The sequence below is a fragment of the Stenotrophomonas sp. SORGH_AS_0282 genome (assembly GCF_030818125.1).
GTDB lineage: Bacteria > Pseudomonadota > Gammaproteobacteria > Xanthomonadales > Xanthomonadaceae > Stenotrophomonas > Stenotrophomonas rhizophila_A.
Window position 1 is genome coordinate 1,874,983 of record NZ_JAUTAB010000001.1, and the last position, 13,340, is coordinate 1,888,322.

Here is a 13,340-nt window from a genome sequence, read left to right on the forward strand (position 1 = left end):
TCCGTGGAACGTTGCCAGCAGCTTAGTCGGGCGGGCGGAAGACGGCGTTGATCCGCATCATGAACACCGTAACCATTGATCGCGCAAACCTAAATGCGAGCTGTTATCATTTGAAACGATAGCCACGCCGGTCCTTGAATCGACGAAGCCGAATCAATCAAACGCCCGCCTTCGCGCGGTGCGTGTCCATTCCTGATCGGTCGTGGTGATGCATGCGTTCAACTCCCGTGGTTTCCGGCTTGCCGGCTCTGGTCTTCGCCGCGTGGGTCGGCACCATGGCGATGATGGCGTTCGTCGCGGTGATCGGCCCGGTGGTGCGCCTGCTGGGACTGTCCGAATGGCACGCGGGGTTGTCGGTGACCGCGGCCGGCGTGCTGTGGATGCTGTCGGCCCCACGTTGGGGCGCACTGAGCGACCGCATCGGGCGCCGCCGTGTACTGCTGATCGCACTGGCGGCGTATGCGGTGGTCTATATCGTGATGGCGGTGTTCGTGGACACCGCGTTGCAGGCACCGCCGGCGGTGTGGCTGTCGGTGCTGGTGCTGGTGGGCACGCGCGCCCTGGTCGGCCTGTTCTATGCCGCCGTGCCACCGACCGCCGCGGCGCTGGTGGCCGATGAAGCCGCACCCGGGCAACGTGCCGGTGCGATGGCCAAACTGGGCAGCGCCAATGCATTGGGCATGGTGATCGGGCCCGCAGCAGCGGGCTGGGTCGCGTTCCACGACCTTGCGCTGACCCTGTACGTGGCGGCACTGCTGCCGGTGCTCGCGCTGCTGGTCATCGCCTGGCGGCTGCCGTCGGCGCCACCGCCGGCGGCGCCCACCAACGGTCCGCGTGCCGCGCTGGCCTGGTACGACCCGCGCCTGCGCCTGCCGGTGATGGCGGTGTTCGCGGCGATGATCTCGGTGACCATTGCCCAGGTCACGGTGGGGTTCTTCGCCATCGACCGCCTGCAGCTGGCGCCAGCGGCCGGCGCGCGCATGGCCGGCCTGGCGCTCACGGCGGTCGGGGTTGGGCTGATCGTGGCTCAGGTGCTGGTGATGACCTTCAAGACCATGCCGCCACGCCGTTGGATCGCGCTGGGTGCAGTGATCTCCGGTATCGGGTTTGCGGCGGTAGCGCTGGTGCAGGCGCCCTGGCAGCTGCTGGCCACCTATGCGCTGGCGGCGTTCGGCATGGGGTTTGTGTTTCCCTCGTTCCAGGCCTTGGCCGCCGATTCGGTGCAGGCGCACGAGCAGGGTGCGGCTGCCGGTGCGGTGGCTTCCGTGCAGGGACTGGGCATGGTGATCGGGCCGATGGTGGGCACGCTGCTGTATCGCGCAGCCCCCAGTGCGCCGTACCTGCTGGTAGGTCTGGTGCTGTTGGGGCTGGCGGTTGCGGCTACGCTGGACGGGAGGCGCGCGGCATGAACGACGCACTGCGCGCGGACAGCGACACCATCGCGCAGGTGGGCGATCCCGGTGCCGGCGACGCAGCGGAGCACTTTCTGCTGCGCCTGCCTGGGCGCACGCTGGATGCACGTGGCTGCCACGCCACGCTTCCGTCCGGCGGCACCGCCACGTTGGATGCCCGCGCGCGGGCCTTCTTCGCGCGCGAAGGGCGCACACCGGCACTGCTGGTCGGCGCGGTGCCGTTCGATCCGAAGGGTGGCGACGCGCTGTACCAGCCCGCGTCACTGGCGGAGGGGGTGGCGGAGGTGGTGACGCCGGCACTGCCTTTCAGCGGTGACATCCACGCCGAGCCGAGCGCCGCGCAGTACGCGGACGCGGTACGGCAGGCACTGGCAGGGTTGCACGACGGCGACGGCGAACTGAAGAAGGTGGTGCTGGCCCGCACGCTGCGTGTGCACAGCCGCGCGGCGATCGACCCGCGTGCGTTGGTGGCGCGGCTGGGCCATGACCCGGACGCGGTCACCTACCTGTGCCCGCTGCCGGTAGCCGCCGGCGATGCGCCAGCGTGGCTGGTGGGTGCCAGCCCGGAGCTGCTGGTGTCGCGTCGTGGACCGCAGGTGCTTTCGCATCCGCTGGCCGGCTCGGCCCGGCGTCGCCCGGATCCGGATGAGGACGCCCAGGCGGCCCGCGAGCTGTTGGGCTCGGCGAAGGACCATGACGAACACCGCTACGTGGTCGACGCCATCGTGGCGGCGCTGCGTCCGTATTGCGAGCGGATCGACGCTGCGGCTCGGCCGACCCTGCATGCCACCACCACCCTGTGGCACCTCGGCACGCGCATCGAAGCACGCCTGCGCGATCCGTCCACCTCGGTAGCCACGCTGCTGGCGGCCCTGCATCCCACGCCGGCGGTGTGCGGCACGCCTGCCGCACTCGCGTTGGATACCATTCGCCGCCTTGAGCCGGTGCAGCGCGGCTTCTATGCAGGCGCGGTGGGCTGGATGGACGCGCACGGTGATGGCGACTGGTACGTGGCGATCCGCTGCGCACGCGTGCAGGGCCACCAGGCCCGCATCCATGCCGGCGCCGGCATCGTCGCCGGTTCGGAGCCGGCCGCAGAGGTTGCCGAGACCGGGGTGAAGTTCGGGGCCTTGTTGGCCGCGCTGGGCGCGGACGCCGCCCCACGGATTGAAGGATGGACACTCTGATGAATGCAGTCGTTTCTCCGGTGCGTGTGCCACTGCGCCAGGTCTGGCCGCCGGCGCTGGTCGCGCGCTACCGCGCCGCCGGCTATTGGCGTGGCGAAACGTTCCCCGGCTTCCTGCGCGAGCGTGCCGGACAGTTCGCCGACGACGTGGCCGTGGTCGGCGGCGGGTCCCGCCTGACTTACGCACAGCTGTGGCAGGAGGCAGGGCGCATCGGTGCTGGCCTGCTGGCCGCTGGCTTGGCGCCGGGTGACCGGGTGGTGGTGCAGCTGGGCAACACGGTCGAATTCGTCAGCGTGGTCTGCGGGCTGTTCCGCGCCGGGTTGATCCCGGTATATGCACTGCCGGCGCATCGCCTGACCGAGATTGCGCACGTGGTGCGCACGGCCGAAGCCAGCGCCTACATTGCTGCGTCGGCATACGAGGGTTTCGACTACCGCACGCTCGCGCGCGAACTGCAGGCGTCCATACCCGGTGTCCGCCACGTGCTGATTGTCGGCGATGCAGCGGAATTCCTTTCCGTCGCCGGGCTGGCCGGACCCGCTGACGCGCTGCCGCCGGATCCCGACCCGCAGTCGGTGGCGTTCCTGCAGCTCTCCGGTGGCAGCACCGGTTTGTCCAAGCTGATTCCGCGCACCCACGACGACTACCTGTATTCGTTCCGCGCCAGCAACGCGATCTGCGGCATCGGCCGCGACAGCGTGTACCTGGTGGCGCTGCCGGCCGCGCACAATTTCCCGATGAGTTCGCCGGGCTTCTTCGGCGCACTGTATGCCGGGGCACGGGTGGTGCTCAGCCCCGGCGCAGGCCCGGACACCGCGTTCCCGCTGATCGCGCGCGAGCGGGTGACCTGCGTGGGCCTGGTGCCGCCGTTGGCGCTGCTGTGGGCACAGGCCGCAGCCAGTACCCCGCATGACCTGTCCAGCCTGCAGGTGCTGCAGGTCGGCGGGGCCAAGCTGGTGCCGGAAGCCGCGCGCCGGGTCATCGACGGGCTGGACTGCCAGCTGCAGCAGGTGTTCGGCATGGCCGAAGGCCTGGTCAACTACACCCGCCTGCACGACGCGCCGGAGTGCGTGCTGAACACCCAGGGCCGCCCGATCTCGCCCGACGATGAAGTGCTGGTGGTGGACGACCACGGCCACCCGGTCGCGCCGGGCGAGGTGGGCCACCTGCTGACGCGGGGCCCGTACACGATCCGCGGTTACCACAACGACCCCGGCGCGAACGCGCGGTCGTTCACCGAAGATGGCTTCTATCGCACCGGCGACAGGGTCCAGCAGCTGCCGGGAGGCTACCTGGTGGTGCAGGGTCGCGCCGGCGACCACATCAACCGTGCGGGCGAAAAGATCTCGGCCGAGGAGATCGAAGACCACCTGCTCGCGCACGCCAGCGTCTTCGACGCGGCGGTGGTGTCCATGCCAGATCCGTACCTGGGCGAGCGCAGCTGTGCCTTCGTCATCACGCGCGGCGAGCGCCCGACCGCGGCCAGCCTGAAGGCGTGGGTGCGCAGCCGCGGTCTTGCCGCCTTCAAGGTGCCGGACCAGGTGGTGTTCGTGGACGCCTTCGGCACCACGGCGGTGGGCAAGGTCAGCCGCCGCGAACTGCGTGCGCAGCTGCGTGCGCGCCATATCGAACAGACAGGAGAACCGCGCTGATGGCGCTGCCCACCATTCCATCCTACGCGCTGCCCACGGCGGCCGAACTGCCGGCGCCGCGCGGACCGTGGCAACCTGACCCGGCGCGCATCGCGCTGCTGGTGCATGACATGCAGCGCTATTTCCTGGCCGCGTTCGGCGCCGATGCCGCGCCGCTGGCCCCGGCAACCGCCAACATCGTCAGGCTGGTCGCGCAGTGCCGGGCGCAGGGCATACCGGTGTTCTACACCGCCCAGCGCGGCAACCAGGACCGGCGTGACCGCGGCCTGCAGGCAGACCTGTGGGGGCCGGGCATGCAGGCAACCCGCGAACACGAGGCGATCATCGCTGCGCTGGCGCCCGCCGAAGGCGACCACGTGCTGGTCAAGCACCGCTACAGCGCCTTCCAGCGCAGCAACCTGGAGACGATGATGCGCGCACGCGGCCGCGACCAGCTGCTGGTGACCGGGGTGTACGCGCATATCGGCTGCACCGCCACCGTGGCCGAAGCATTCCAGCGCGATATCGAAGCGTTCATCGCGGCCGACGCGGTGGCCGATTTCTCGCGTGCCGACCATGACCTGGCGCTGCACTGGATCGCCCGCACCTGCGGCGTGCCGATGACCACCGATCAGCTGCTGGAGCGCCTGGCATGAATGACACCCCCACCGCACCCCTGACCCTGGAACGGATGCGCGCCGATGTGGCCGGCATGCTCGGCGAAGCGCCCGACGCCGTCGGCGATGACGACCACCTGATGGACCTGGGCCTGGATTCGATGCGGGTGCTCGGGCTGGTGCTGGCCTGGAGCAATACCGGCATCGCCCTGGAGTTCGGCCACCTGGCCGAGCACACCACGCTGGCCGGCTGGTGGCAGGTGGTGCAGCAGCTGCAGGCCAGGGCCAGTGCCGGGGCATGAGCGCGCAGATGGCCAGCGCCGAGGGCGCAGGGCGGCAACGGTATCCGCTGAGTGAGGCGCAGACCGGGCTGTGGTACGCGCAGCGCCTGTCGCCTGCGCCCGCAACATTCAATACCGCACACGTCGTGTGGTTTGAAGGCGCGCTGGATGTCGACCGTTTCCGTGCGGCTGCCGATGCAGCCGCCGCTGAAGCCGAGGCACTGTGCCTGCGCGTGGCCGAAAACGAAGCGGGCGTGCCGCAGCAGTGGCTGGACCCGGAACACATTCCGCGTGTGCAGGTGGTGGATCTTTCTGTCCCGACCGATCCGCTGCACGCCGCGCGCGAGGTGATGCAGGCCGACCGCCTGCAGCCGGTCGATCCCGGCCGCGACCGCATGGCCCAGCAGCGCCTGTTCGTGCTCGGTCCGCGGCGTTTCGCGTGGTATCTGCGGGTGCATCACCTGGCCACCGATGGCTATGGCATGGCGCAGTTCAGCGCCCGGGTGTGTTCGCTGTACGCCGGCGAAGCCAGCGATGGTCTGCAGCCGCTGCGGCCGGTGCTGGACGAAGATGCGCAGTACCGCACCGGTGAGCGCCGGGTGGCCGATTCGGGCTACTGGCGGGCCTACATGCAGGACGCGGCACCCGCAGAGGGACTGGGTGGTGGCATGGCAGCGGCAACAGCCGATGCGCTGCGCGTGACCGAAACCATCAACGTGCCGCTGCGCGAACAGCTGTTGGCCGCTGCGCAGGCCATGGGCCAGCCATGGCCGGACCTGCTCACCGCGTTGACTGCCGAGTACTGCCGACGGATGACGGCCAGCGATGAGGTGACCGTCGGTGTGCCTTACATGGGGCGGCTGGGCAGCGCCTCGGCACGGGTCCCGGCGATGGTGATGAACGTGCTGCCGCTGCGCGTAGCCGCGACCGCAGATGAAACCGTTGAGGCCAGGGTGCGCGATACCGCACGGGCGCTGGTGCGGGGCCGCCGGCATGGCCGCTACCGGGGCGAGCAGATCCGCCGCGACCTGGGCTGGAGCGGCCAGCAGCATCGGCTGCACGGCGCCCTGGTGAACGTGCAGCCGTTCTACCGGCCGCTGCCGTGGCCGGGGGTCACGGCGCAGCTGGAGGTGCTGTGCACCGGACCGGTGGACGACATCACCTTCGGTTTCCGCGGGGATGCACTGACGTCGCTGGCATTGGAGATCGAGGCCAATCCGCAGCAGTACACGCGGCCGGGGATCACCGCGCATGCCCGACGGCTGCTGCATTTCGTGTCGTCCGCGCTCGACGTGCAGGCACGCGGTGGCCCGCTGGCAGACATTGCGCTGTGCACGCCTGACGAAGCGCAGCACTGGCTGTACACCGTCAATGCCACGCAGCATGCAGTTGCCGATGTGTCACTTGCCGCGCTGCTGAACCTGCAGCTGGCCGAGTCGCCAGACGCAACCGCGCTGGTGTACGACGGCGAGGCATTGAGCTACGCGGCGCTGGAACAGAGCAGCCGTGCGTTGGCGCTGCAGCTCCAGGCAATGGGCGTTACCCGCGAGTCGCGCGTTGTGGTGGCCCTGCCGCGTTCGTTGTCGCTGCTGATCGCGCTGGTGGCGGTGGTACGCGCCGGGGGCGCGTACCTGCCGGTGGACCTGGATCATCCGGATGCGCGGCTACGGAAGATCCTGGCGTCGGCGCAGCCGCAGTGCGTGCTGGCCGAAAGAGGCGATGCACATCGCTTCGTGGGCGCGCCGGTCCTGTCGCCGTCGCAATGGGCAATCCGCAGCGATGTGGCTCTCCCCGATACCGTGCAACCGGGTGACGCGGCCTACGTGATCTACACCTCCGGCTCCACCGGCGAGCCCAAGGGCGTCGTGGTGGAACACCGCGCCATCGTCAACCGTCTCGAATGGATGCGCAGCCAGTACCGGATCGGGCCGGAGGCGCGCATCCTGCAGAAGACGCCGGCCACCTTCGACGTTTCGGTGTGGGAGTTCTTCCTGCCGCTGATCAGCGGTGCCACGCTGGTGATCGCATCGCCCGGCCTGCACCGCGACCCGCAGGCGCTGACCCGATTGATCGTGGCCGAGCGCATCACCACGCTGCATTTCGTGCCGTCCATGCTGGATGCCTGGCTGGCCGTGCCGGATCTGCGCGGCCTCCCGCTGCAGCAGGTGTTCACCAGTGGCGAGGCGCTGGACGCCGGCTTGCGCGACCGCTTCCACGCGCGTGTCGACGCGGAGCTGCACAATCTCTACGGCCCCACCGAAGCAGCGGTCGACGTCAGTTACTGGCCGGCGTCCCGTGAGGACCGTTCGGACCCGGTGCCGATTGGCCATCCGGTCTGGAACACGCGGCTGTACGTGCTGGATGCACAGCTTCGGGCGCTGCCGGCGGGCGTGCCCGGCGACCTGTATCTCGGCGGGGTGCAGCTCGCGCGTGGGTACCTCGGGCGCGAGGACCTGACCGCCGAACGCTTCCTCGACGACCCGCACGTCCCCGGAGGACGCCTGTACCGCAGCGGCGACCGGGCACGCTGGCGTGATGACGGGGCGCTGGAGTACCTGGGCCGCAGTGACCACCAGGTCAAGCTGCGCGGCCTGCGCATCGAGCTGGGCGAGATTGAATCCGCGTTGCGCGGCCTGCCCGGCGTGACCCGCGCCGAGGTGCTGCTGCGCGACCAGGACCCGGGCATGCCGGCACGCCTGGTGGCGTACGTGTCCGGCGACGTACTGGACGCAGGAAGCCTGCGCCGTGCGCTCGGCACGCAGTTGCCCGAATACATGGTGCCGGCGGCCATCGTGGTGGTACAGGCGTGGCCGGTAACGGCCAACGGCAAGCTCGACCGCGCCGCGCTGCCACTGCCGGATACCCACGCGGCCGGCCGCAGCGCGCAGACGCCCACGGAACAGGCCCTGGCGGCGCTGTTCCAGCAGGTGCTCGGGCTGGCGGCGCCGGCTGCAGCGGACGCGGACTTCTTTTCGCTGGGCGGCGATTCGCTGTCGGCAGTACACCTGCTGCTGGCGATCCAGCAGCGTTGGCAGCAGGACCCGGGATTGGGTGCGGTATTCGCCACGCCGACGGTGGCGGGCTTGGCTGCACGCCTGGAGGCGCCGCTGCAGGACGCCGACCACGGCCTGGCGCCAGTGATCACACTCGCGCGCGGTGAGCCGGGCAGGGTGCCGCTGTTCGTGATCCATCCCGCAGGCGGCATCGCCTGGAACTACCGCGAGCTGGGCCGTGCGCTGCACCCGGCGCGCGACGTGCACGGCCTGCAATCGCCGGTACTCGACCCCGCGCAGCCGCTGCCGGCGGGGATCGATGCGCTGGCCGCCGACTACGCCGCACGCATCCTCGCGCTGCAGCCGCAGGGCCCGGTGCACCTGTTGGGCTGGTCGGTGGGCGGCATCATCGCCCAGGCCATCGCGGTGCACCTGCAGGCGATGCAGCGTGAGGTAGGCGCGCTGGTCCTGCTGGATGCCTACCCCAGCGAATGCTGGCGCGCGGAGCCCGAGCCGGATCCGGTGGCGGCGCTGCGTGCGCTGTTGGCCATTGCCGGCTACGACCCGGAGCGCCACCCCGAGCTGGACAGCCGCGAGCGCATCGTGGCGTTCCTACGCCGCGGCGAGAGCGCGCTGGGCAACCTGCCCGGGCACGTGCTGGACGGCGTGGTGCGCGCGGTGACCGGCACCAACCGCTTGATCCGCGAGCATCACCATCGCCACTTCGCCGGCACCCTGGTGCATGTGCGCGCCGGCAATGACCACGCGCAGCGGCCGCACCTGCAGTCTGCGCTGTGGCAGGCGCACGCCTCGCGGGTGGAGGCACTGCCGCTGCCGTTCCTGCATGCCGAGCTGACCGGCCGCGATGCCGTGGCGCAGCTGGCGCCGTGGCTGTCGGCGCGGCTGCAGCACTGGGACGGCCTTGAACGAAAGGACAGGACATGAAGCTGACAGGATTCGAGAACACGATTGCACTGGTCACCGGTGCCGGCGGCGGCATTGGCGCTGCGCTGGTCCGGCAGCTGCTGGACAGCGGCTGCAGGGTGGTCGCCACCGACCTGGCCGCACCGGCGCTGCCGCCCCATCCGCGACTACACCCGCGGTCACTGGACGTGACCGATTCAACGGCGGTTGACGCACTGGTCGGAGCGGTTGAAGTCACCCTTGGCCCGATCGGCTTCGGCATCAGCGTTGCCGGCGTGCTGCAGGTCGGCGAGGTCACCGGCATCGATGACGCCCAATGGCACCATGTGTTCGCGGTCAATGCTGATGGGGTCTTCCATCTAAGCCGTGCGCTGGCGCGGGTGATGGTGCCGCGCGGGCAGGGCGCCATCGTGACGGTGAGCTCGAATGCCGCCGGCGTGCCGCGCCATGGCATGGCCGCATATGCGGCGTCGAAGGCGGCGGCGACCATGTTCACCCGCTGCCTGGGCCTGGAACTGGCGCCGCACGGCATCCGCTGCAACATCGTGGCGCCGGGGTCGACGCTGACCCCGATGCAGACCGGCATGTGGGCCGATGACCACGGCGCGCAGCGGGTCATCGATGGCAGTCCGGCAACCTACAAGGCCGGCATTCCGTTACGCAAACTGGCTACGCCGGATGACATCGCGCAGGCGGTGATGTTCCTGCTGTCCGACCAGGCCGGCCACATCGCCATGAGCGACCTGTACGTGGACGGCGGCGCGACCCTGCGCGGCTAGCGTGCGGTGCGGCTGCGGCGCGGCTTGGCCGGGGCGCGGCCGGGCACGCTGTCGCGGCTGGGCAGGGTGCCGCGCTGCTGCATCTGCTCCAGCCAGGCCAGGTTGTCGATGTAGGCGAGGAAATGCTGCAGGTACGCGGGCGACACCTCGCCCATCCAGCCGATGGCACGGTGCACCAGCACGCTGGAGTTCAACGGACCGCCATCGCTTGGCGTCTGCGCCAGGGTCTGCCGGACCTGGCCGGCGGTGCGCAGCGCGGCCCAGGCACTGCGGAAGTCGGCCAGCGCCGGCAGTGCGGGGTAGTCGGGGTTGTGCGTGGCGCGCGGCTGGCCCAGCGCGGCCAGCGTATCCGCCGTTTCGGCGCGCTTCGCGGGCGCGGTTGCAACGGGTGCGGCAGCCACGCGTTCGGCGTAGGCAGCCAGCAGCGCCTCCAGGCGGGCATCCAGCACGCCGCGCAGCGAACCGCTGGCCAGCTGCGCGCGGCGCTGCAGCGCTTCCATGAAGGCGAACTGCACCGGATCGTGGCGATCCAGCTGCTGCCCGCGCCAGTGCGCGAGCCGGTCGCTGACGACGGTACGGTTACCGTCCATCGCCCGCCACGGTCGGCTTCGGGCGTGGGATCGGCGCCATTTCGACACGGCGATTGCGTGCGCGGCCTTCTTCGTCGGCGTTGGAACCCACCGGCTGTTCGGCACCGAACGCGGCGGCGAACACCGAACCGGCCGGCACGCCCTCGGCGATCAGGGTGCGGGTCACGGTCAACGCGCGCTCGGCCGACAGTTCCCAGTTGTCGGCGAACTGGCGGTTGCTGTCGCGTACCGGACGGTCATCGGTGAACCCGCTGACCATCAGGATCTCTTCGCGCGATGAAAGATACCCGGCCAGCGGCGCGGCCAGGCTGCGCAGCAGCTCGCGGCCTTCCGGCTGCAGCTGGTCGGAATTGAGCGCGAACAGCACGCTGCCGCGGATGCCGATGCGGCCATCCACCAGCGTTACCCGCCCGGCGGCCAGCGGGCCGGCCAGGGCCTGTTCCAGGGTCTGGCGCCGCTTGGCTTCAGCCTGGCGCTGCGCTACTTCCTCATCGAGGCGATGCGACAGCTCCAGCTGCAGCGCCACCACGCCGACCAGGATCAGTACGAACGCGCCCAGCAGCACCGACATCAGGTCGCCGAAGGCGGCCCAGATCGGCGCGCCGGTTTCGCCTTCCAGTTCGATCTCGTCGCTCATGCGGTGGCGGCCCCGGCGCTGCGGCGGCGGCCGGCCAGCTGCTGCAGTTCCTCGATGATCTGCTGCTGGGAGAGCACGCTCAGGTCAATCACTTCACGCGCCTGGGTCACGTAATAGGCCAGCTGCTCATCGCTGCGGGTCATCGAGGCATCCAGCGCGCCGGCCACCTGCTGCAGCTGTTCACCCAGCCCGGTGCTGGCGGTGCCGAAGCTCTGCATCGCAGTGCCGAACGCGTCGGCCAGGCTGGCCACTTCCACCGCGCTGCCGCTCAGTTGCGCGGCCACGCCATCCAGCTTGCCGGTCTCGGCAGCAATGTGGTTGGTGAACTGCGTGCCCACGCGCTCCAGCAGATCGGCCGAGGTGCTGACCAGCGCGTCCACGGCGGTGCGCTGTTCGGTGGACGCGTGGTTGACTGCATCCAGCAGCGTTTCCAGCGTGGCCAGCAGGCGGGTGCGTTCGTCGAGCATGGCGGTGTCGCGGACCATGCTGTCGGACAGCTTCTGGCGCAGTTCGGCGACCACTTCGGCGGCCGCCTTCGGGGCTTCCGAGGCGAGCGTGACCAGCCGCGAGATCTCGCTGATGGTCTCGGCCGCATGCGCCTGCGCCTGCGTGCCGATCTCGTGTGCGGTACGCGACAGGGTTTCGCAGACCGCCTGCTGGCTGGCCGCAACCTGCGCGCCGTTGTCGGCCCATTGCTGGCCGAGCTGCTCCGACAACTGGGTGAAGGCATCGCTCCAGGTGGCCAGGCGCTGCGCATCGCGGGCCTCCAGACGATCCTGCAGGCCGCTGTGCGAGGCCTGCAGGCCATCCACCAGCGAACGCGCATGCCCATCGAAGCCGGCCGTGGCCGCGACCAGTGCCTGCTGGTTGCGTTCGGCCAGTTCGGCGTTCACCGACTGCTGGCCCTGCAGTGCATCGCGCCACGCCTGCGCGTGGGTGCTGGCGCTGTTGTCCATGCGCTCGGCGAGGGTGTCGACCCAGGCAGTCAAACGCGTACCCACCGAATCGAGCAGGCGGGCACCGTGCTCGCCCTGCAGCTGGCTGAAACCTTCAAGCGTGCTGCGCAGATCGCGGGTAAGGGCGGCATGGCGCTGCGCCTGTTCGGTCTGTGCCCCGGTCCATGCATCCACGCTGGCGTCGAGACGGGCGGCCAGGGTTTCCAGCAGCTGCACGGCACGCTGGTCGTGCTGTTCGCTGAGCGTGGCCAGGGTAGAACGCAGTTCTGCCGACAGGGTGTCGTGCGCCTGCTTCTGACTGCTGAGCGCAGCTTTCCAGGTCTCGCTGGTGGCGGCGCGGCTGGCATCGAAGCCACTGGCCAGGCCGTCCAGCTGCGCGCGCACGGCATCGCCCACCGTGGCCTGCAGGGCAGTGGTCTGCTGGCTGATGCCGGCCATGGTCTCGGCCATGATCGGCTGCAGCGCCTCGCCGACCGCGCGCGCACTCTGCGCGACGCTGGCCTGCAATGCCTCCTGCACCGAACCGGCGAGGCGCTCATGGGCGGCCTCGGCGCGGGCATGGAAGGCGTCCTGGCTGGCCGACAGGCGTTCGCCGGCCGCGCCGCTCTGCGCTTCGATCGCGGCACTCATCGCTTCCAGGCGGTCCACCAGCGCCGGCATCAGGCCTGCCTGCGCCTGCAGCAGGCGGAGCGCTTCGGCGCGCTGCCACGCCTGCGAGTGCAGGTGCAGGGTGGTGGCGATGCGGGTATCCAGCTGCTGCACGCCCAGCAGGCGTTCGCGCCGGCACAGCGCCGACAGCAGGCCCAGCATGGCCGAGGTGGCCACGCCGGCAATCGAGGTGCCGAAGGCCACGGCCAGGCCTTCCACCGGCGCGCCCAGCGAGCCGCGGATGGACTGCAGGTCGGTGGCGCTGCCCAGCGCCAGCCCGGTGCCGCGCAGGGTGGCCATCATGCCCAGCAGGGTGCCGAGCATGCCCAGCAGCACCAGCAGGCCGACCAGATACGGGGTCAGCACCGGCGCCGGCAGCGCCACGCGCTCGCCCTCCACGCGCAGGCGCACCGCGTTGCGCAGGCCTGCCGGTACCTTCTCCAGCCAGTCGCCCAGGTTGGCCGGTGCCGTCGCCGCCTCCGCCACCGCGACGTTGAGTCCTGCGGTAGCCGCCCGGTAGCGGTGCAGTTCCACTGCACCGGCCACATAGCAGGCGGCAATCACCAGCGCCATGGCCAGGCCAACCGGGTTGCTGCCCACGTAACCGGCACCGATCCAGCACACCGCCAGCAGGCCGGCAAGGAAAACAACGAGGTAGAGAGGAGTTCTGAACATGACAGCCCGG

At 70.3% G+C, this 13,340-nt stretch carries 10 protein-coding genes; 7 read left to right on the forward strand and 3 right to left on the reverse strand.

Annotation, left to right across the window (positions count from 1 at the left end):
• Positions 1 to 212: 212 nt before the first annotated feature.
• The 7 genes from QE395_RS08355 to QE395_RS08385 are packed head-to-tail and all read left to right on the forward strand — an operon-like array spanning position 213 to position 9,824.
• Entirely contained in the window at positions 213 to 1,409 is a 1,197-nt protein-coding gene (locus QE395_RS08355; protein WP_306988461.1) for an MFS transporter, read from the forward strand.
• Positions 1,406 to 2,599 carry an isochorismate synthase gene (locus QE395_RS08360; protein WP_306988464.1) on the forward strand — a complete coding sequence of 398 codons (1,194 nt, stop codon included), beginning with the start codon at positions 1,406 to 1,408 and terminating at the stop codon, positions 2,597 to 2,599. The genes QE395_RS08355 and QE395_RS08360 overlap by 4 nt, the downstream gene beginning before the upstream one ends.
• Entirely contained in the window at positions 2,599 to 4,251 is a 1,653-nt protein-coding gene (locus QE395_RS08365; RefSeq protein WP_306988467.1) for an AMP-binding protein, read from the forward strand. Before QE395_RS08360 ends, QE395_RS08365 begins: the two co-directional genes overlap by 1 nt.
• Entirely contained in the window at positions 4,251 to 4,886 is a 636-nt protein-coding gene (locus QE395_RS08370; RefSeq protein ID WP_306988469.1) for an isochorismatase family protein, read from the forward strand. Before QE395_RS08365 ends, QE395_RS08370 begins: the two co-directional genes overlap by 1 nt.
• On the forward strand, positions 4,883 to 5,149 hold the full coding sequence (locus QE395_RS08375) for a phosphopantetheine-binding protein (protein WP_095363929.1): 267 nt from the start codon (positions 4,883 to 4,885) through the stop codon (positions 5,147 to 5,149). The genes QE395_RS08370 and QE395_RS08375 overlap by 4 nt, the downstream gene beginning before the upstream one ends.
• Positions 5,146 to 9,066, forward strand: coding sequence for an amino acid adenylation domain-containing protein (locus tag QE395_RS08380; protein ID WP_306988472.1), 3,921 nt, complete (start codon positions 5,146 to 5,148; stop codon positions 9,064 to 9,066). The genes QE395_RS08375 and QE395_RS08380 overlap by 4 nt, the downstream gene beginning before the upstream one ends.
• Positions 9,063 to 9,824: a 2,3-dihydro-2,3-dihydroxybenzoate dehydrogenase gene (locus QE395_RS08385; protein WP_306988475.1), complete on the forward strand. Its 762-nt coding sequence runs from the start codon at positions 9,063 to 9,065 to the stop codon at positions 9,822 to 9,824. The genes QE395_RS08380 and QE395_RS08385 overlap by 4 nt, the downstream gene beginning before the upstream one ends.
• Here the strand turns inward: QE395_RS08385 and QE395_RS08390 are convergent.
• Genes QE395_RS08390 through QE395_RS08400 form a run of 3 tightly spaced genes read right to left on the reverse strand, consistent with a single transcriptional unit; the run spans position 9,821 to position 13,330 of the window.
• Positions 9,821 to 10,414 carry a DUF2894 domain-containing protein gene (locus QE395_RS08390; protein ID WP_306988477.1) on the reverse strand — a complete coding sequence of 198 codons (594 nt, stop codon included), beginning with the start codon at positions 10,412 to 10,414 and terminating at the stop codon, positions 9,821 to 9,823. The two genes, QE395_RS08385 and QE395_RS08390, sit on opposite strands and share 4 nt — an antisense overlap.
• Positions 10,404 to 11,051: an OmpA family protein gene (locus tag QE395_RS08395; RefSeq protein ID WP_068852349.1), complete on the reverse strand. Its 648-nt coding sequence runs from the start codon at positions 11,049 to 11,051 to the stop codon at positions 10,404 to 10,406. The genes QE395_RS08390 and QE395_RS08395 overlap by 11 nt, the downstream gene beginning before the upstream one ends.
• Complete coding sequence (locus QE395_RS08400; protein WP_306988480.1) at positions 11,048 to 13,330, reverse strand: DUF802 domain-containing protein; 2,283 nt, start codon at positions 13,328 to 13,330, stop codon at positions 11,048 to 11,050. Before QE395_RS08400 ends, QE395_RS08395 begins: the two co-directional genes overlap by 4 nt.
• Positions 13,331 to 13,340 lie beyond the last annotated feature (10 nt).